The sequence below is a fragment of the Pseudoxanthomonas yeongjuensis genome, from assembly GCF_010093345.1.
GTDB lineage: Bacteria > Pseudomonadota > Gammaproteobacteria > Xanthomonadales > Xanthomonadaceae > Pseudoxanthomonas_A > Pseudoxanthomonas_A yeongjuensis.
Genome location: NZ_PDWT01000001.1, coordinates 111,372 through 130,029 on the forward strand (window position 1 = coordinate 111,372; position 18,658 = coordinate 130,029).

The 18,658-nt window shown below is 65.8% G+C and carries 17 protein-coding genes; 6 read left to right on the forward strand and 11 right to left on the reverse strand.

Annotation, left to right across the window (positions count from 1 at the left end; genetic code table 11):
• Positions 1-8: 8 nt before the first annotated feature.
• Together creD and CSC74_RS00515 are read left to right on the forward strand one after the other, a co-directional pair.
• Positions 9-1,382, forward strand: a complete 1,374-nt coding sequence (creD, locus tag CSC74_RS00510; RefSeq protein WP_162312486.1) for a cell envelope integrity protein CreD — start codon at positions 9-11, stop codon at positions 1,380-1,382.
• Between the two features lie 14 nt (positions 1,383-1,396).
• Positions 1,397-1,789, forward strand: a complete 393-nt coding sequence (locus tag CSC74_RS00515; RefSeq protein ID WP_162312487.1) for a hypothetical protein — start codon at positions 1,397-1,399, stop codon at positions 1,787-1,789.
• A 396-nt stretch (positions 1,790-2,185) separates the two neighbouring features.
• Here CSC74_RS00515 and CSC74_RS00520 read toward each other — a convergent pair whose 3' ends face one another.
• From CSC74_RS00520 to CSC74_RS00565, 10 genes are all read right to left on the reverse strand, one after another.
• Positions 2,186-2,737 (reverse strand): phosphatase PAP2 family protein, encoded by a 552-nt coding sequence (locus tag CSC74_RS00520; protein WP_162312488.1) that lies wholly within the window; start codon positions 2,735-2,737, stop codon positions 2,186-2,188.
• The gene (locus CSC74_RS00525) at positions 2,715-3,863 is read right to left on the reverse strand and encodes a glycosyltransferase family 4 protein (protein ID WP_162313663.1); all 1,149 of its coding nucleotides are present in this window, start codon (positions 3,861-3,863) and stop codon (positions 2,715-2,717) included. The genes CSC74_RS00520 and CSC74_RS00525 overlap by 23 nt, the downstream gene beginning before the upstream one ends.
• 217 nt (positions 3,864-4,080) lie before the next feature.
• Positions 4,081-4,527: a GFA family protein gene (locus CSC74_RS00530; RefSeq protein ID WP_162312489.1), complete on the reverse strand. Its 447-nt coding sequence runs from the start codon at positions 4,525-4,527 to the stop codon at positions 4,081-4,083.
• A gap of 162 nt (positions 4,528-4,689) precedes the next feature.
• Positions 4,690-5,061, reverse strand: a complete 372-nt coding sequence (locus CSC74_RS00535; protein ID WP_162312490.1) for a nuclear transport factor 2 family protein — start codon at positions 5,059-5,061, stop codon at positions 4,690-4,692.
• 45 nt (positions 5,062-5,106) lie between these two features.
• The gene (locus CSC74_RS00540; RefSeq protein ID WP_162312491.1) at positions 5,107-6,069 is read right to left on the reverse strand and encodes an aldo/keto reductase; all 963 of its coding nucleotides are present in this window, start codon (positions 6,067-6,069) and stop codon (positions 5,107-5,109) included.
• Positions 6,070-6,121: 52 nt separating this feature from the next.
• On the reverse strand, positions 6,122-7,651 hold the full coding sequence (gene ppx, locus CSC74_RS00545; RefSeq protein WP_162312492.1) for an exopolyphosphatase: 1,530 nt from the start codon (positions 7,649-7,651) through the stop codon (positions 6,122-6,124).
• A gap of 121 nt (positions 7,652-7,772) precedes the next feature.
• The gene (ppk1, locus tag CSC74_RS00550) at positions 7,773-9,833 is read right to left on the reverse strand and encodes a polyphosphate kinase 1 (protein WP_162313664.1); all 2,061 of its coding nucleotides are present in this window, start codon (positions 9,831-9,833) and stop codon (positions 7,773-7,775) included.
• Positions 9,834-9,868: 35 nt separating this feature from the next.
• Positions 9,869-11,209, reverse strand: coding sequence for a phosphate regulon sensor histidine kinase PhoR (gene phoR, locus CSC74_RS00555; protein ID WP_162312493.1), 1,341 nt, complete (start codon positions 11,207-11,209; stop codon positions 9,869-9,871).
• A 197-nt stretch (positions 11,210-11,406) separates the two neighbouring features.
• Complete coding sequence (gene phoB / locus CSC74_RS00560) at positions 11,407-12,096, reverse strand: phosphate regulon transcriptional regulator PhoB (protein WP_162312494.1); 690 nt, start codon at positions 12,094-12,096, stop codon at positions 11,407-11,409.
• A 308-nt stretch (positions 12,097-12,404) separates the two neighbouring features.
• Positions 12,405-14,045: a M48 family metalloprotease gene (locus CSC74_RS00565; protein ID WP_162312495.1), complete on the reverse strand. Its 1,641-nt coding sequence runs from the start codon at positions 14,043-14,045 to the stop codon at positions 12,405-12,407.
• A 182-nt stretch (positions 14,046-14,227) separates the two neighbouring features.
• Here CSC74_RS00565 and grxC point away from each other — a divergent pair, with 182 nt between their 5' ends.
• The 4 genes from grxC to CSC74_RS00585 all read left to right on the forward strand — a co-directional run bounded on the left by grxC (position 14,228) and on the right by CSC74_RS00585 (position 17,679).
• Positions 14,228-14,548, forward strand: a complete 321-nt coding sequence (gene grxC, locus CSC74_RS00570) for a glutaredoxin 3 (RefSeq protein WP_425501428.1) — start codon at positions 14,228-14,230, stop codon at positions 14,546-14,548.
• Entirely contained in the window at positions 14,545-14,940 is a 396-nt protein-coding gene (locus tag CSC74_RS00575; protein ID WP_162312497.1) for a carboxymuconolactone decarboxylase family protein, read from the forward strand. Before grxC ends, CSC74_RS00575 begins: the two co-directional genes overlap by 4 nt.
• A 266-nt stretch (positions 14,941-15,206) precedes the next feature.
• Positions 15,207-16,217, forward strand: a complete 1,011-nt coding sequence (locus CSC74_RS00580; RefSeq protein ID WP_162312498.1) for an isocitrate dehydrogenase — start codon at positions 15,207-15,209, stop codon at positions 16,215-16,217.
• Positions 16,218-16,353: 136 nt separating this feature from the next.
• On the forward strand, positions 16,354-17,679 hold the full coding sequence (locus CSC74_RS00585) for a Na+/H+ antiporter NhaC family protein (RefSeq protein WP_162313665.1): 1,326 nt from the start codon (positions 16,354-16,356) through the stop codon (positions 17,677-17,679).
• Positions 17,680-17,765: 86 nt separating this feature from the next.
• Here CSC74_RS00585 and CSC74_RS00590 read toward each other — a convergent pair whose 3' ends face one another.
• On the reverse strand, positions 17,766-18,539 hold the full coding sequence (locus tag CSC74_RS00590; RefSeq protein WP_162313666.1) for a Bax inhibitor-1/YccA family protein: 774 nt from the start codon (positions 18,537-18,539) through the stop codon (positions 17,766-17,768).
• Positions 18,540-18,658: the final 119 nt, after the last annotated feature.

Sequence of the window (18,658 nt, forward strand, 5' to 3'; positions counted from 1 at the left end):
GGCAAACCATGAAATCTCTGAAACTGTTGTTGCGCTTCCTTACCGTCGGCGGCCTGGTGCTGCTGTTGCTGATTCCGCTGATGATGATCCGCGGCGCCATCCATGATCGCCAGGCATTCCGTGCCCAGGCCGTGCAGCGGGTTTCGCAAAGCATGGCCGGACCGCAGCAGCTGGTCGGTCCGTTGCGCGTGATCCCGTGGCGGGAATCGCGTCCGGTCAAGGAGACCGATGCCGAGGGCAAACCGGCTATCCGCAACGAAGTGGTCGAGGGCTATGTGCTGCAGACGCCGAAAACCATGCGCGTGCAGGGCGGGTTGAAACCCGATGTGCGCCGCATTGGCCTGTACAACGTGCGCGTGTTCGAGTGGCAGGCAGGACTGAAGGCGGGATTCGATCCGCTGCAACTCGCAGCGGTCCCCGGACGTACCTATGGGCAGCCCTATCTGGTGCTGGGCCTGGGCGACGTGCGTGGACTGGTCGGCACACCCGATTTCAAGGTCGATGGCGCTGCGGTGGCGCTGGAGTCCGGAACCCAGGCCATGTCCGAACGCCTGCATGGCATGCATGCCAACCTGCCGGTGATGATCGGCGAGTTGTTGCCCGCCAGCCGCATCGATGCGAATTTCCGTTTGAACGGCACCCAGTCGCTGGGCATCGCGCCGATTGCCGACAGCAACCAGATCAATCTGGGTTCCACCTGGCCACACCCTTCGTTCGCCGGACGCTTCCTGCCCAACCAGCGACGCATCCAGGCGGATGGTTTCAGTGCGGAGTGGGAGATCTCGTCGCTCGCCAGCGCCGCGCAATCGCAGTTGCTCAAGGGCGAGGGGCTGCTGACCAGGCGCGACAGCGCCGTTGCGGGAGAATACGGCGAGTCGCAGGGCGCGGGCGCCAGCGCGATAGACAGCGTGGAAGTCAGTCTGGTCGATCCGGTCGATGTCTATACCCAGGCCGACCGCGCCAGCAAGTATGGAATCCTGTTCGTGGTACTGACCTTCGTCGGCTTCGCCTTGTTCGAACTGATCAAGCGCCTGCCGATCCATCCGCTGCAGTACCTGCTGGTCGGACTGGCGCTGGCGATCTTCTTCCTGCTGCTGCTCAGCCTGTCCGAGCACATCGAGTTCGTGAAGGCGTACCTGGTCTCGGCGGTGGCCTGCATAGGGCTGCAGTTCGTGTACCTGTCCGGGGTGCTGAAGAGTTGGCTGCGAGCGGCGGGATTCGCGGTGATGCTGACCGCGCTGTACGGGGTTCTCTACAGCCTGCTGATCTCCGAGGACAACGCTTTGCTGATGGGATCGCTGTTGCTGTTCGGCATCCTCGCTGCGATCATGTGGATCACGCGCAAGGTGGACTGGTACGAACTGGGCTCCTCGCTGCGTTGAGCCGGATGGAAACCATGCTCAACGCAGAAGCCGTGCACAAGCGCGCCTGCCGCGTACTGCCGGAGGTCCTCGCGACCTCCGGCGTATTGCTGGAGGACGAAAGCCCGAACGGGATCGCCGCCTTGCTGTTTCCCCTGCGACGCAAGTCCAATGGTGCGGTGGCGTTCCACCTGTCGATTGAAACGATGGACGCATTGCGAGCCGATCCACGTAATTTCCTGATGGCCGCACTCGAAGCACGAGAGAAGCTCAGTCGGCACGGAGCGCGATCCGCCTACCGGCCCTGGCGGTCGGTACGGATGCCTGATCCGGGCGAGGCCGCATATTTCACATCGAGGACCGACGGAAGGGCATCCATCGTGGTCATTCCTTCGGAACGCCTCGCGGTCTATTTATGGCGCGATTGACCGGACCCAGCCCCGGCCGGTGGCGTGCGTGGGCATCCATGGAAGAAACCGCGCACGTCATCGGCCTTCGTAGGAGCGCCCCTTGGGCGCGATGCCCTTCGGCCAGATCGCCGCAAGAGCATCGCGGGCAAGGCCCGCTCCTACGAGATGCTGTAGGAGCGCCCCTTGGGCGCGATGCCCTTCGGTCAGGTCGCCGCAAGTGCATCGCGGGCAAGGCCCGCTCCTACGAGATGTTGTAGGAGCGCCCCTTGGGCGCGATGCCCTTCGGTCAGGTCGCCGCAAGTGCATCGCGGGCAAGGCCCGCTCCTACGAGATGTTGTAGGAGCGCCCCTTGGGCGCGATGCCCTTCGGCCAGATCGCCGCAAGAGCATCGCGGGCAAGGCCCGCTCCTACGCGTCATGCGAACAGGTTCACGCCCGGTACCAGCCACAGCGAAACCCCGGCCAGTGCCGTGCCGATGCCCAGCGCGGCGAGCACATCGCTCGGATAGTGCAGTCCCAGCACCACCCGCGAAACCGCCACGCTGGCGGTGAACGGGATCAGTAGCGCCGCCAATGCCGGGTAATGCGCTATCGCCACGATGCTGAAGGCCACTGCGTGCAGCGTATGCCCCGAAGGGAAACTGAATTCATCCAGCGGCGCCACCCATGCGCGGATGCGTACGTCGGATGCGAAGGGGCGCGGCCGGCGGGTCCAGCGCTTGAGCAGCTTGTACAGGGTCAGCGCGATCACGCCGGTCGCGGCCATGTGCGCGGAAGCGGCCAGCCCGTCCATGCCGTCGGCCCCGACCAGCGCAGCCATCAGTACATACCAGAACACCCCGTCGCCGAGGCGACTGATGGCGGCAAAGAAGCGACGAAGGCCCTTCCACTCGCCCCAGTGGTTGGCGCGCAGGCACCAGCCGCTGTCGCGGCCGCGGAGCAGTTCACGCGATGGCAATGGACGCATGGGCTTTCCTCGAGTCGGCGAGTCCGCAGAGCAGGGCATCGAAATCGGTGGCGACCTGTTCCGGGTGCAGGGCCTGCATGGCCCGGTGCGCGTTCCCGGCCAGCGTCCGGCGCAGCGCGTCGTCGTCGGCCAGCTTCACTGCCGCGGCGATGAAATCGGCATCGTTGTCCACGGCCGCGCCCTCGATGCCGTTGCGCAGGTGTTCGCGCGCCGCACCATAATCGAAGGCGACCGTGACCACGCCGCTGGCCATGGCCTCAAGCGTGGTGTTGCCGAAGGTTTCGCTGTGGCTGGGGAACAGGAACAGGTCGGCGCTGGCGAAGTGCCGCGCGACTTCGGCGCCACGCTGCAACCCGCAGAAGATGAAATCGGGATGTTCCTGCGCAAGTTTCGCCCGTGCCGGCCCATCCCCGACCCAGACCAGGCGCGCGTCGGGGCGATTGCGCTGCAATTGGCGGAACGCGCGCACGGCCAGGTCGAGGTTCTTTTCCGGCGCGATCCGGCCCAGGTAGATGACCGCAAGGTCGCCTTCGCCCAGGCCCCAGGAACTGCGCAGCAGACGGTCGCGACGCGAGGGATCGAACTGTTCGGTATCGACCGCGCGCGCCAGTCGCGCGACTTTCCTGAAACCCTGCGCCTGCAGGAAGTCCGCCAACTCGCGGGTCGGTACCAGAGTGGCGTCGCCGCCATTGTGGAAGCGGCGCATCCAGCGCAGCGCAGTGCCTTCCAGGAAAGGCATGCCGTAATCGCGCATGTACTGGTCGAAGCGGGTGTGGAAACCGGTGGCGGCGGGAATGCCCAGCTTGCGGGCCGCGCGCAGCGCCGACCAGCCCAGTGGGCCTTCCGTGGCCACGTAGACGGCATCCGGGCGCGAATCGGTCCAGCGGCGGAGCAGGGTGGTGGTCGCCGGCAGGCCGAACCTCAGGCCCGGATAGCGCGGCAGCCCCGCGCCGCGCACGAGTAGCGTGTCGGCGGAGATTGCGATTCCTTCGTCGGCGTCCTGGCGCGGACGTACCAGCATCAGTTCGTGGCCACGCGCACGCAGGCCATGCTCCAACCCCTGCACGGTCAGGGCGACGCCGTTGATCTCCGGCGGATACGTCTCGGTGACGATGGCATAGCGCATGCGCAGCTCCACGTTTTGCGCATGCTGGACGTGGGGCATGAAGCGGGTGTTTCAGCGTCATGACCGGAAGATGACGCGGCTCACCTAAGAATCGCGATGCCGCGTCCTTGTGGGAGCGGCGTAAGCCGCGAAGGCGACAATCCCGGGGCATCGATTCACCTGGCATCGACAGGCTTCCGTTCGCGGCTTACGCCGCTCCCACAAAGTTGAATGCGGGTCAGTCGTCGGCCGCGTCGAATTCCACGTCCGGTATCCAGAGCTTCAACCATCGGGAAACCTTTTCGTCCGCGTCCAGCAGCTGCGGCGAAGCCGGAACCGGCGCCATAAATCCGCTGTCCCCGTCCAGGCATCCGATATTCACCGCGCCGTAGACGCGATCGGCGTGCTCGAAAGCGACCGCGACCAGCACGCCGCATTGGCTGCAGAGCAGGAAGTCGGCGGTGCCGGATCCCTGCCGGTACCTGTGCAGGGCGCCTTCGCGCACCGATATCGAGAGTCGACCAGTGGGGTCCGAGACATAGGCCGCCCCGTGCTTGCGGCAGAACGGACAATCGCATGCGCGCGGGGTGAAGTCCGTCGGGTGCCGTTCGGTTGAAAAGCCGATGCGCAACCGGCCGCAATGGCAGCTGCCATGGAAAATGATCGCATTGCTGGTCGGCGGCATTATCCGTCCCCGTTTCGAACGAACTGACTGGACTGGCTTGCGAACGAGGCGGCTTCGACGCCGATCAATTGCAGTTGCCGAAGCGCTCCGGTGCACGGCTGGACTGCTTTCCGGCGACGTCCGGGGCCTGGCTGCCGGAGGGGGTCCGGCTCGAATGAATGCTCAGGCCCCAAGATAGTTTTCCGGAACGGGAATGCCTTGAAGCCGGAAAAACGACAACTGGTCGAAGTAGCCCCGTTGGAAGACGATCTCGTCGTTCTGCACATGGAAGAAGCCACAGCCACGCAGGCCGGTGGGATCGCTCCATTCCAGGATCGCCCACTGGCCGTCCTCGAAGATGTTCTCGATGAGGCAGGTCATTTCCGCGCGGCCGAACTCCGTGCGGAACATCCGCCGGATGGCCTCGCGGCCGAGCAGGGGGTCCATGACCACCTGATGGTTCGTCGCATCCGCCGCGTAGAGCGAGGCGATGCCATCCACGTCCGCCTTGTTGAAGCGGGAGACCCACTCCTGGACTAGTTGCTTTGGCGACATTCGATGGCTCCTGGATTCCTGGACGGGATGGATCTTCGTTCGCGGTCATGGCGCGCCGGTGCCTCGCACCGCTTCCAGCAGCGCATACCATTCCTCGCGGCTCAACTCGACCGCATCGGCCTGGCAACTGGCGACCAGGCGTTGCGGATTGGTGGTGCCGATGATCGGCTGGATGCCGGCCGGATGCTTCAACAACCAGGCCAGGAGTATGGCTTCGGACGCGACTCCCTTCGCTTCCGCCAGTCGCGCCACCCGTTCCGCGGCCGGATGCAATTCCTTCGCAGGCGTGCCGGCGGACAGCTTGCCGCCGGCCAGGGGCGACCAAGCCTGGACCAGGATCCCGTATTCGCGGCAGTAATCCAGGGTGCGTCCCGCGCCGGTGTCGCCGGGCTGGTTGAACAGGAGGCCGTCGGAAATCATCCGGTGATGCAGCAGGCTCAGTTCCACCTGGTTGACCACCAGCGGCTGCTCCAGCTGTTCCTGCAACAGCGAAATCTGCGCCGCACTGTGGTTGCTCACGCCGAAATGCAGGACCTTGCCGCTGCTTTGCAGATGATCGAAGGCGCGGGCCACTTCCGCCGGTTCCATCAGCGGATCCGGGCGATGCAGCAGCAACAGGTCCAGATGATCCGTGTCCAGCCGCTTGAGCGTCCCTTCCACCGAACGCACGATGTGGCCGCGGCTGAAATCGTAGCGCGCCGGGCTGCCGGCTCCGGGATCGCCGGCGACGCGGATTCCGCACTTGGACTGCAGCACGATGCGCCCGCGCAGTTCCGGGATCTGCCGCAGGGCTTCGCCGAACAATTGCTCCGACTTGCCGCGGGCGTAGATGTCGGCGTGGTCGAACAGGGCGATGCCCTGTTCCAGCGCGGTCTCGACCAGCTTCAGCGTCGCCGATATTTCCGCGGCGGTGATCGCGGTGTCGTCCCAGGCGCGGCTCAGCTGCATGCAGCCATAGGCGATGCGCGGAACATCGAGTTCGGTGTGCGGGATCCGGCAGGTCTTCAAGCCACGGCCCTCTTGTCGACGATGGCGGATTGTCCAGCTTTTGCTGCGACGCTTACAACACGAACGGCTTGAACGCCACGCCCAGTCCGGCCATGTCCTCGGGTTCGCCGATCAGGTCGGTGCGCAGCAGCGGGCGCGCCTCGATCCAGTGCTTGGAAACGACCAGGCCGAGCTTGTCGCCGTCGACGCTGAGTTCCAGCTTCGGGATCGGCTCGGCGTCGTGCGCACGGTGCAGCAGCACCGCCAGGCGCAGCAACGCGGCCTTGCGCCGGGCGCTGAGCATCAGCCGGTCGGGGATCGGGTCGAAGGCGGATTTGGGGATGCCGCGCCGATGCGTCCGCACCAGCGCCGCCAGCACCTGCTGTTCCTGGCGCGAGAAACCGGCGATGTCCGAATGCTCCAGCAGGTACGCGCCATGCACGTGGTACTGGCTGTGGGCCACGGCCAGGCCGATCTCGTGCAGGCGCGCGGCCCAGCCGAGCTGGCGCGCGTCGTCGTCGTCCAGCGCCCAGCTTTCCGCGACCTGTTCGAACAGGCGCATCGCGGTGCCTTCCACGCGCGCGGCCTGGATCTCGTCGATGCCGTAACGCCGGGTCAGCGCCGCCACCGAGGCCTCGCGCGGATCGTTGTCGCCGCCGCGGCCGAGCATGTCGTAGAGGATGCCTTCGCGCATCGCCGCCTTGCTCACGATCAGCCGCTGCAGGCCGAGCGCTTCGAATGCCGCTTCCAGCACCAGCACGCCGCCGGCGATGATCGGGCGACGGTCGCTGGACAGGCCGGGCAGGTCGATCCTGTCGATGTGGTCGGCCATCAGCAGTCGATCGCGCAGCTGCGGCAGGGCCTCGGCGGTGATCGCGCCCTTGGTCAGCTTCATCGCCGCGCAGATATCGCCGATGGCCTTGTGCGTGCCCGAGGAGCCCAGCGCCTCGTGCCAGCCCAGTGCCCGGTACAGGCCGGCGAACTGCTGGAACTCGGTGCCGATCTCGGTCAGCGCATCCTTCCAGCGCTTCTTCGACAGCTTGCCGCCGGGGAAGAAGCGGCGGGTGCTGGCGATGCAGCCGACCTGCAGGCTCTCGCGTTCGATATGTTCGAAGCCGCGGCCGATGATGAATTCGGTGGAGCCGCCGCCGATATCGATCACCAGCCGCAACTGCCCGGGCTTGGGCGGTTGCGCGTGGGCGACGCCAAGGTAGATCAGGCGCGCTTCCTCGCGCCCGGACACCACTTCGATCGCATGGCCCAGCGCGGTTTCCGCCGGGACCAGGAAGTTCTGCGGCGAGGAAAGCTGGCGCACGGTGTTGGTGGCCAGCGCGCGCACCCGCAGCGAAGGGATGTCGCGGATGCGCTGGCCGAAACGGGCGAGGCATTCCAGGCCGCGCTGCCGCGCTTCGGCGGAAAGGCCGCCCTTGCCGTCCAGGCCGTCGGCCATGCGCACGGTCTCGCGCAGGCGATCGACAACGCGCAACTGGCCCAGCGTGTAACGCGCCACGACCATGTGGAAGCTGTTGGAACCGATGTCGACGGCGGCGAACTGGTCGCCGTCCTGCAAAGGGGGGGAGATGGAGGCGACGGCGAAGGGCATGCGCGAATACTAACTTATGGACCCAGTCCGGTTGGCAGATTGCAGGAGCGGGCCTTGCCCGCGATGCTTTTCACGCGTTGGTGCAAGAGCATCGCGGGCAAGGCCCGCTCCTACAAGAGGGTCAGACTTTCGCCAGCAACGCCGCCTGCGCCGAATACGCAGCTTCGCCTTCGGCCGGCGACAGCTTGTGGTATTCGCCGTCGGCGTCCAGTTCCCAGGCGTTGCAATTGTCGTCCAGGTAATTCTGCAGCGCTTCCTTGAACACGCGCCTGGCCAGGTCCTCATCGAGGATCGGGAAACAGGTTTCCACGCGGTGCAGCAGGTTGCGTTCCAGCCAGTCGGCGCTGGCGCAATAGAGCTCGGGATCGCCGTCGTTGCCGAACCAGTAGATGCGGCTGTGTTCGAGGAAGCGGCCGACGATCGAACGCACGCGGATGTTCTCCGACACGCCGGGCACGCCGGGGCGCAGCGCGCAGGCGCCGCGCACGATCATGTCGATCCTGACCCCGGCCTGCGAAGCGGCATACAGCGCTCGGATGATCCGCGGCTCGTTGATCGCGTTGATCTTGACGATGATGCGGCCCTGCTTGCCGGCGCGCGCCAGCTTCGCTTCGCGCTCGATCTTCTTCAGCAGGCCGGCGTGCAGGGTGAACGGCGACTGCAGCAGGCGTTTCAGCTTGGTCGACGGGGCCAGGCCCGAGAGTTGCTGGAATAGCAGGTGCACGTCGTTGCCGATGTCGGGGTCGGCGGTGATCAGACCCAGGTCGGTGTATGCGCGGGCGGTGCCGCTGTGGTAGTTGCCGGTGCCCAGGTGCACGTAACGACGCAGCTTGCGGCCCTCGCGACGCACGATCAGCAACATCTTGCCATGGGTCTTGAAACCGACCACGCCATACACGACCTGCACTCCGGCTTCCTGCAGGCGGTCGGCGACACCCAGGTTGGCGTCCTCGTCGAAGCGCGCGCGCAGCTCGACCACCACGGTCACGTCCTTGCCGTTGCGCGCGGCCAGGATCAGCGCGTCGACGATCGCCGAATCCTTGCCGGTGCGGTACAGGGTCTGCTTGATCGCCAGCACGTTGGGATCGACGGCGGCCTGGCGGATAAGTTCGGGCACGGGGGTGAAGGCGTCGAACGGATGGTGCATCAGTACATCGCCGTCGTCCACCGTCTCGAACATCGAATCCATCCCGCGCAAGGTGCGAGGACTGAACGGCGGATACTTGAGTTCGGGCTTGTCGGCCAGGTCGTAGACCTGGATCACGCGGTTGAGGTTGACCGATCCGTCGATCAGGTAGACCGCGTTCTCGGGCAAGTCGAAGTTCTTCAACAGCGTGCGCACGATCGGCTTGGGACAGTCCCTGGCGATCTCCAGCCGCACCGCCGGGTTGTAGCCGCGACCGATCAGTTCGTCGCGCAGGGCCAGGGCCAGGTTTTCCACCTCGGCCTCGTCCACCACCAGTTCGGAATTGCGCGTCACCCGGAACTGATAGGCGCCCTTCACCTCCATGCCCGGGAACATCTCGTCGGCGAATGCGGAGAGCACCGACGACAGCAGCACGAAATCGTGTTCGCCACCGGACACGCGCTGCGGCAGGTGGATGATGCGCGGCAGCGAACGCGGCGCACGCACGATGGCCATGTGCCCGGCGCGGCCGAATGCGTCCTTGCCCTTCAGCACCACCACGATGTTCAGCGACTTGTTGAGGATCTTCGGGAACGGATGCGAAGGATCCAGCCCCAGCGGCGACAGTACGGGCATGATCTCGTTGCGGAAATAGGCGCGCAGCCAGCGGGTCTGGCGCGCGTTCCAGCTGTCGCGGCTGAGCACGCGCACGCCGGCCTCGGCCAGGCCCGGGCGCAATACTTCGTTCCAGCAACGGTACTGGGCGTCGACCAGCAGGGCGGCGCGCTCGTGGATCTTGTTGAGCACGGTGGCCGGGCTCATGCCATCGGCCGCGGCCGGCAGGCCGAAATCCATCGCATGGCGCGTGGTCGCGGCGCGGATCTCGAAGAATTCGTCCAGATTGGTGCAGGAAATGCACAGGAAGCGCAGTCGCTCCAGCAACGGCACCTGCGGATCCAGCGCCTGGGCCAGCACGCGGAAGTTGAAATCCAGTTGCGACAGTTCGCGGTTGAGGTACAGCGCCGGGTCGCGCAGCGGATCGCCCTCGGTCGGCATGGCGATGGCGGGCAGGGCGGCAGGCAGGGCGGCGGTCATGCTATCTGGCTCTGGGAGGAGGGGCGCGGCGTGGAATCGGGTTCGCGCGGGTGCACGCGGTCGGCGTTGAAATGGATCGAGAACAGGCTGCCCTGGCCGACTTCGCTTTCGACCTCGAGCCGCGCCTGGTGCAGGTTCAACACGTGCTTGACGATGGAAAGACCCAGGCCCGTGCCGCCGCTTTCGCGCGAGCGGCTGGTGGACACGCGGTAGAAGCGCTCGGTGATGCGGGGCAGGTGCGCCTGCGGGATGCCGTAACCGGTGTCTCGCACGCTCAATACCGCGCCGTCGCCTTCGCGCGCGAAGCGCAGCGTGATCGTGCCGCCGACCGGGGTGTAACGCACGGCGTTGCTGACCAGGTTGGAGAAGGCGCTGTGCAATTCCTTGTTGGAACCCCACAGATCGAAGCCGGCTTCGTCCTGGACCACCAGGTTGTGGCGGCGCTGGCTGAGCGCTTCGGCCTCGCGCTTCAGCGTGGCCAGCATCGGCGCCATCGCCACGCTTTCGTCGGGCAGGCTGTCCTGCGCTTCCAGCCGCGACAGGGTCAGCAGGTCCTCGACCAGCTGGGTCATGCGCTGGGACTGCTTCTGCATCTCCGACAGGATCGGCGCCCAGTCGGGGAAGTCGGTCGGGTCCAGCATGTCCAGGTAGCCGTGGACCACGGTCAGCGGCGTGCGCAGTTCGTGCGAGACGTTGGCGACGAAATCCTGGCGCATCTGTTCCAGCCGCAACATCTTGCTGACGTCGCGTGCGACCAGCAGCCAGTACTCGTCCGAGTACGAAATCAGGCGCAGGTTGAGGCGCAGTTCCGGATCCACCGGCGAGGCCGCGTCCAGCATCGGTTCGGCATTGCGGCCCGCCGCCAGCCAGTGCGATAGCGGCAATGGTTGCAGGCGATCGCCGAGCGAGGTGCCCAGGCTGGAGCGTTGCAGGCCGAGCAGCGTGGTCGCCGCCTTGTTGAACCACTGCACGCGCTGGGTGTTCCGGTCCACCACCACGACCGCATCGGGCAAGGCGTCGGCGGCGGCGCGGTAGGCGCGCAGCAAGTCCAGCAAGTGGCGCTTGCGCGTGCGCATTTCCGACTGGCCGCGGTAGAGCAGGCGATCGAGCTCGTTCCATACACCCTCGCCGTGCACGGACTGGATGCGTTGCCGTGCGGTCAGCCGCAACAACACCTTGCGCAGGCGCCAGTAATGCCAGGCCACCACGCCCAGCGCCGCCACGGTCAGCACCAGCCAGACATGGCCCAGCAACCAGCCCAGCAACACGGCGGCAGCAAGTACCGCGACCAGTTGGCCGAGAGTCTTGAACCAGGCGGAGCGGAAGTGGAGGGGCATGGGGGGCAGGAGCGAGGAGTGAGGGAGGAACGAGGAGCGAGGAACGAGAAACGAGGAACGAGGAACGAGGGATGCGTGGATATGGGGGCTCGGGAAGCGGGAATGATATGAGTGAAGCATTACAGACTACCCATTCCCCCCTCACTTCTCACTCCTCCCCACTCACTCCTCGTTTCTCGTTCCTCGCTCCTCGCTCCTCACACCGACGCCGAGAACCGGTAGCCCGAACCCCGCACCGTCTGCACCATGTTTTCCACCCCGTGCGGCTCCAGGGTCTTGCGCAGGCGGCGGATATGCACGTCCACGGTGCGTTCTTCCACGTACACGCTGCCCCCCCAGACATGGTCCAGCAATTGGGTGCGGCTGTAGACGCGCTCGGGGTGGGTCATGAAGAAATGCAGCAGGCGGTATTCGGTCGGCCCGATCGGCACTGGCGCGTCGCCGGCGAACACGCGATGCGCGGCGCCGTCGATGCGCAGCCCGCCGATGGCGATGCTGCCGTCCTCGTCGTCCTCGCGCGAACGGCGCATCACCGCGCGGATCCGCGCCAGCAGCTCGCGCGCCGAGAAGGGTTTGACCACGTAATCGTCGACTCCGGCCTCGAGCCCGCCGACGCGATCGTTCTCTTCGCCGCGCGCGGTGAGCATGATGATCGGCACGTCGCGGGTCAGCGCATCCTTGCGCCAGCGCCGGGCCAGTTCCAGGCCGCTGGTGCCGGGCAGCATCCAGTCGAGCAGGATCAGGTCGGGGACGCGATCCGCGATCGCGGTCTGGGCCTCGCGGGCGTCGCCGGCATGCACGGGCTCGAAATCGCCCTTGCGCAGGGCGAAGGCGACCATGTCGCGGATCGCGGGCTCGTCATCGACGATCAGAATGTGCTTTTGCATATCGAGTCCTGCGCCAGGCCGTTCCGGCATTGTCATCCATGGCGGCAAGTAAACGACGTTTTTGTGACCATAAGGTGACAGTGCCGGCCGGGATGGCGGGAATGGCCGGGTCGTGGGGGGGGCAGATGACAGGGTGGTTGCAGGGTGGGGAGGGACGAGAAACGAGAAACGAGGAGTGAGGAGTGAGGAGTGAGGAGTGAGGAGTGAGGAGAACCGCCGGGAGCTGAAACGCAGAGGACAGACCTGATCCCGACACCGCCTCTCGCCTCTCGCCTCTCGTTTCTCGTTCCTCGTTCCTCGTTCCTCACCTAACGCCGATCCACATCCGGGTCGCGGATTCCCTGGCGGCGCAATTCCAGCACCTGCGGGGTGATGGTGGCGATCCGCGAATCGATGCGCGCGCGGGCGTAATAGTCCAGGTCCTCGCGCTTCTTCAAGGTCTGCAGCTGGATCAGCGCCTGTTCCGGGCGGCCATTGAGGAAGGCGGCCTCGGCATACGCTTCGCCGGCGCGCGCCAGGTCGCCGGCCAGTTCGTTGGAGCGGGCGAAATTCTGCTGGAACACCGGATCGTCGGCGGATCTACCAAGCAGGGGACGCAGTACGGCCTGCGCTCGCTGTCCGGCTTCGCGGCCACCTTGTTCGTTCAACATTTGCGCATAGGTCAGGGCCACGGCGCGGTTGTTGGGTGCCTGCTGCAGCAACCGGTTGAACCGCTGGTTGGCCAGTGCCGCCTTGCCGGCGCGCGATTCCGCTTCGCCCATCGCCAACTCCAGCCACAGGTTGCCCGGGTGTTTTTCCAGCAACGGCTCCAGGTCGGCGGCCGCCGCGCCGGGGCTGTTGCCGCGCAACCGGGCCAGGGCCAGGCCGTATTTCTGCGCGTCGCTGAGTCCTTTCGCGCTGGCCAGGCGGATCCGCTCGTATTCGCCGATCGCTGCGCCGGGTGTGTCTGCACTGAGCACGCGCAGGCGCTCCTTGGCCCAGTCGAACTGGCCGCTGCCGCCCTTGGCCGCATCGCCCACCGAAACGAGCAGGGAGCTCGGCAACAGCGGGTTGAGGAGGCCGGGTATGGCATAGGAGGGATTGCGCGGGATCTGTTCGGTCTGGGTGCCGCCTGGTGTGGTGGTGGTCACCGAGATGCTGTTTTCCTTGGCGATCTGTTCGGCGCGCTGGCGCGCTTCGCTGATCCGGGTGATGGTCACCGGGTGGGTCTGCAGGTAGTCGGGGGTGCGTTCGCGGTCGCCGCCGCGGTTGCCGCGCATGGCCTGCGACATGCGTTCGAAGAACCCGGCCATCGCTTCCACGTCGTAACCGGCGCGGGCCAGGGTATAGATGCCGATCCGGTCGGCTTCGGATTCATTGCTGCGGGTGTAGTCGATCTGGCGCTGGGCGATCAGGCCCATGGCGCTGGCCACCGCGGCCTGGGAGGCGTTGCTGCCCGAATCGCCGCCGGCGGCCTGGGCCAGCACGATCGCGCCCAGCATGCCCAGCAGGATCGGGATCTGGTCGCGCTGCGCGCGTTCCGCCCCGCGCAGGACGTGCTGCTGGGTGACGTGGGCGATTTCATGCGAAAGCACCGCCGCGACTTCGTCCTCGCGCTCGGCGGTGAGGATCAGCCCGGCATTGACCCCGATGTAACCGCCCAGGGTGGCGAAGGCATTGATCTGCCGGTCCTTGAGCAGGAAGAAATTGAACGGCTGGCGCGGCTGGTCGCTGTCGGCGCCCAAGTGGCCACCCATGTTCTGCAGCCAGTCGTCCAGCAACGGGTCTTCCAGCAGGTAACCGTAATTGCGCAACTCGCGCAGCATCATGCCGCCGTATTCGGCCTGCCGCGCCGGGGTCAGCAGTTCGCCTGCGGAAGAGCCGATGTCCGGAAGTTTGGAGTCCTGGGCCGGCGCCAGCGGGGCCGCCAGGGCCAGGGTCAGGGCGACAGCGAGCAGGGAAGGGCGCAAGCAATACTCCGGCAGAGGGGTGGAACAAGTAAGTGGGATACGTAGATGGGAATCGCGAAGGGAGGATGACGGCTGGCGCTGGCTGTCGAGTGAACATCCGGTTAATCCGCAGCGTTCCAGTTCGCGGGCTGGTAACGCCGGGGCATGCCACCATAGTCTCCTGACCCCGATTGCCGCCGAGAATTCCCGTGTCCGATGCAGTTGTTGCTGGAAAACCCGAGATCATCCTTTACACCACGGCCATCTGCCCTTATTGCGTAGCCGCCAAGAACTTCCTCAAGAGCAAGGGCCAGAGCTGGACCGAGGTGCGGATCGACACCGACCCGGTTGCGCGCGAAAAGATGATGGCCGCGACACGGCGCAGCAGCGTGCCGCAGATATTCATCGGCCAGACCCATGTCGGTGGCTATGACGACCTGGTCGCACTGCACCGCGCCGGCAAGCTGGAGCCGCTTTTCGCCGGTCTGGCAGATGGAGAACAGGCCTACGGAGAGCAGGCATGAGCGACAAGACCGGGAACGAAGACGATCGCCTGGCCGAGTTCACCCGGTTCCGCCAGCGCATGAACGAGCGCATTCTCGCCGAACCCAACCAGGTGGTGCGGCGCTTCTTCGCCCTCGATACCCAGACCTACCAGGCCGGCGCGCTGGACGTGAAGACCAAGGAACTGCTGGGACTGGTGGCCTCGATGGTGCTGCGTTGCGACGACTGCATCAGCTACCACGTGGCCCAGTGCAAGGAGGTGGGGGCGACCCGCGAGGAGTTCTTCGAGACGTTCTCGGTCGGGCTGGTGGTGGGTGGATCGATCGTCATCCCGCACCTGCGCCGCGCGGTCGATTTCCTGGACCAGCTGGAAGCAGGAGCATCCGCGCCCGAGGCGCATGATCACGGCTGAGGAGAGGGATCCGGGCAATTGTTGCAAGTGGGTTGCGGCGACTTGTTTCGATTGTGGGAGGGGCTTCAGCCCCGACGCTTTACCGACCTCGTTCGCTGGGGCTGAAGCCCCTCCTGCAGACTGATTCGCGCCTGATCCAGGCTTACCCTAAGACCAAGGTCGATTTGGGGTCGACGGCCAGGATCGGGCATAATCAGCGGATTCACTCTTTTACGCGCCCGCGCCGGTCATCTGCGCCGGTCGCCTCTGTACGGAATCCCCACACAATGACCACTCAGACGATCACCGTCATCCGCGGCGATGGCATCGGCCCGGAAATCATGGATGCCGCCCTCCACGTGCTCGATGCGATGAAGGTCGGCCTGGCCTATGAAGAGGCCGACGCCGGCCTGGTGGCGCTGGAGAAGCACGGCGAATTGCTGCCGCAGGCCACCCTGGATTCGATCCGCAGGAACCGCGTCGCCCTGAAGAGCCCGCTGACCACGCCGGTCGGCGAAGGCTTCAGCTCGATCAACGTGGAACTGCGCAAGCGCTTCGACCTGTACGCCAACGTGCGCCCGGCCAAGTCCTTCCCCAACACCAAGTCGCGCTTTCCGGCGGGCGTGGACCTGATCACGGTGCGCGAGAACACCGAGGGCGCGTACAGCGCGGAGGGCCAGGAAACCTCGCCCGATGGCGAGTTCGCCACCTCGATCACCCGCACCACCCGCATCGGTTCCGAGCGCATCGTGCGTTATGCCTTCGACCTGGCCCGCCGCACCGGCCGCAAGAAGGTCACCGTGGTGCACAAGGCCAACATCTTGAAGTCGACTTCAGGCCTGTACCTGCGCACCGCGCGCAAGGTCGCGGCCGAGTACCCGGACATCGAGTGCAACGAGATGATCGTGGACAACACCTGCATGCAACTGGTGATGCGTCCGGAGCAGTTCGACATCATCGTCACCACCAACCTGTTCGGCGACATCATTTCCGACCTGTGCGCCGGCCTGGTCGGCGGACTGGGCCTGGCTCCGGGCGCCAACATCGGCACCGAGGCGGCGATCTTCGAGGCCGTGCATGGATCGGCCCCCGACATCGCCGGCAAGGGCGTCGCCAATCCCTGCGCGCTGCTGCTGGGCGCGGTGCAGATGCTGGACCACCTCGGCCAGCCGGAGAACGCCGCGCGCCTGCGCAACGCCATCGTGGCCACGCTGGAAGCCAAGGATTCGCTCACTCCCGACCTGGGTGGCACCGGCACCACGATGTCCTTCGCCAAGGCGATCGCCAGCCGGACCTGAACGGTCTTTCCGCGAATGGCAATCGACGTGACGCACAGCGTCCCGTTTTTGCATCCGGGCGTCCCAGTAGTGGACTTGGAAGCCTGGATGTTGCAAAGCACAATCGCCGGCCCAGCCCGTTGATTGACCCGTGCCGATGGATCCCCGACCCAGCGCCCTGGCGCTGACTCCGCTCCTGCTGTTCCTTGCGCTGTTCTTCGGCGCCGGGCTGTACTTCACCTCGCATGGCGATGCCATGGGCTTCTACCAGTTGCACGCGCCGGTCGCGATCCTGCCCGCCCTGGCGCTGGGGTTGTGGATCGCGCATCGCCGTGGGGTCAAGGCGATGGACACGCTGATCGCCGGCATCGGCGATTCCAACATCATCCTGATGTGCCTGATCTTCCTGTTCGCCGGCGCGTTCGCCATGGTCACCCAGCAGATCGGCGCGGTGGATGCGGTGGTGTCGCTGGGCGTGGGTGCGCTACCGCCGGCGCTGATATTGCCGGGCCTGTTCCTGATCGCTGGGTTCCTGTCGTTGGCGATAGGGACTTCCATGGGTACCATCGCCGCGGTCGCGCCGATAGCACTGGGCGTTTCCGACGCGGCCGGAATCGACCGCGCGCTGGTGATCGGCGCGGTCATCGGCGGCGCCACTTTCGGCGACAACCTCTCGGTGATTTCCGATACCGCCATCGCCGCCGCGCGCACCCAGGGTTGCAGCGTGCGCGACAAGTTCCGCGAGAACCTCAAGATCGCATTGCCCGCGGCGGCGTTGACCCTGGTCGTGCTGGCCATGGTCGGCGACGCATCGCCGGTCGTGCAGATGGAGCAGGCCTCGCCCTGGCTGGTGCTGCCTTACGTGCTGGTGCTGGTGCTGGCGGTGATCGGGTTGGACGTGCTGGTGGTGTTGAGCATCGGCCTGGTGGTAGCCGGGTTGTCCGGTTATTTCATCGGCCAGGACTACGGCGTGGCCGACTTCGGCAACGACATCTACGCGGGCTTCGAGAGCGTGGTGGAAATCACCTTGCTGGCCTTGTTCATCGGCGGGCTCGGCGCCTTGATCAAGGCCAGCGGCGGATTGGCCTGGCTGGCCGCGCAGATATCCCGCATCGCCCGCGGCAACAGCGGCCGGCGCACCGGGGAATGGAGCATCGCGGCGCTGGCCTCGGTCACCGATGTGTTCACCGCCAACAACACGGTCGCCATCCTGATCAGCGGCAGCGTGGCGCGCGATATCGCCGAGCGTCACGACGTGCCGCGCGCACGGGCGGCAAGCCTGCTGGATATCTTCGTCTGCAGCGTGCAGAGCCTGCTGCCTTACGGCGCGCAGATCTTGCTGGCCGCATCGCTGGCCGGGCTGTCGCCGCTGGTGCTGGTGGGCAAGGCCCATTATTGCTGGCTACTTGCCGCGGTGACCGTGGTGTTCATGCTGTTGCCCGGGAAACGGCGGGCGCTGGCCGCGGCGGGCGACGAAGCCTGAAACCAGGAAGCCTGGAACAAGGAAGCCTGGAATGAAAAACGGGGCGCGATGCGCCCCATTCCGATTCCGGCAGTACGAAGGATGCGTCAGCGCGAATTGAGTTTCGACAACAGGCGCAGGAACTCGATATACAGCCAGACCAGCGTGACCATCAGGCCGAAGGCGCCGTACCACTCCATGTATTTCGGCGCGCCTTGTTCGACGCCGTTTTCGATGAAGTCGAAGTCCAGGACCAGGTTCAGCGCCGCGATCACGATCACGAACAGGCTGAAGCCGATGCCGACGATGCCCGATTCATGGATCAGCGGGATGTTGACGCCGAAGAAGCCCAGCACGATGCTCGCCAGGTAGACTAGGGCGATGCCGCCGGTGGCCGCGACCACGCCCAGCTTGAAGTTCTCGGTCGCCTTGATCAGGCCGCTGCGGTAGGCCATCAGCAGGGCGAACAGGGTGCCGAAGGTCAGCAGCACGGCCTGGAAGACGATGCCGTCGAAACGCAGCTCGTACACCGCCGAGATCGAGCCCAGGAAGAAGCCTTCCACCAGCGCGTACAGCGGCGCGGTGACCGGCGCCCAGGTCTTCTTGAACACGGTGACCATGGCCAGGATGAAGCCGCCGATCGCGCCACCCAGCATGTAGCCGGTCGCCGCCGGGGCCACGGCCTCGGCCGCGCCGTTTGCGCCCATGAGGAGGGATTGGTTCCAGGCGAAGGCGGCGGTCAGCACGCTCAGCAGCAACAGGATGCCGGTCTTGTTGACCGTGCCGTTCAGGCTCATTGCCCCGGCATCGCGGGAAACCACCGCGCCGCTGCCAAGGTCGAGGAAAGTGGATTCTTTGAGTGCCGGATTGCCGCTGCGGATCATGGGTTTCCTCGTTGGGGTGTACGGACTGCAGTCCACTGAATGTGAGGATAGCCTATCGACGAATCAAGTCGCCGGGTTTGACAGGGCCGGCGCAGGTTCCGACAATACGCGGCCTT

Coding starts and splice junctions, on each gene's coding strand:
- CSC74_RS00515 (WP_162312487.1), top strand. CDS start 1,397: ATGCTCAACGCAGAAGCCGTGCACAAGCGCGCCTGCCGCGTACTGCCG.
- CSC74_RS00525 (WP_162313663.1), bottom strand. CDS start 3,863: ATGCGCTATGCCATCGTCACCGAGACGTATCCGCCGGAGATCAACGGC.
- CSC74_RS00575 (WP_162312497.1), top strand. CDS start 14,545: ATGAGCGACAAGACCGGGAACGAAGACGATCGCCTGGCCGAGTTCACC.
- ppx (WP_162312492.1), bottom strand. CDS start 7,651: ATGCCCTTCGCCGTCGCCTCCATCTCCCCCCCTTTGCAGGACGGCGAC.
- CSC74_RS00585 (WP_162313665.1), top strand. CDS start 16,354: ATGGATCCCCGACCCAGCGCCCTGGCGCTGACTCCGCTCCTGCTGTTC.
- CSC74_RS00535 (WP_162312490.1), bottom strand. CDS start 5,061: ATGTCGCCAAAGCAACTAGTCCAGGAGTGGGTCTCCCGCTTCAACAAG.
- CSC74_RS00520 (WP_162312488.1), bottom strand. CDS start 2,737: ATGCGTCCATTGCCATCGCGTGAACTGCTCCGCGGCCGCGACAGCGGC.
- CSC74_RS00530 (WP_162312489.1), bottom strand. CDS start 4,527: ATGCCGCCGACCAGCAATGCGATCATTTTCCATGGCAGCTGCCATTGC.
- creD (WP_162312486.1), top strand. CDS start 9: ATGAAATCTCTGAAACTGTTGTTGCGCTTCCTTACCGTCGGCGGCCTG.
- CSC74_RS00580 (WP_162312498.1), top strand. CDS start 15,207: ATGACCACTCAGACGATCACCGTCATCCGCGGCGATGGCATCGGCCCG.
- phoR (WP_162312493.1), bottom strand. CDS start 11,209: ATGCCCCTCCACTTCCGCTCCGCCTGGTTCAAGACTCTCGGCCAACTG.
- ppk1 (WP_162313664.1), bottom strand. CDS start 9,833: ATGCCGACCGAGGGCGATCCGCTGCGCGACCCGGCGCTGTACCTCAAC.
- phoB (WP_162312494.1), bottom strand. CDS start 12,096: ATGCAAAAGCACATTCTGATCGTCGATGACGAGCCCGCGATCCGCGAC.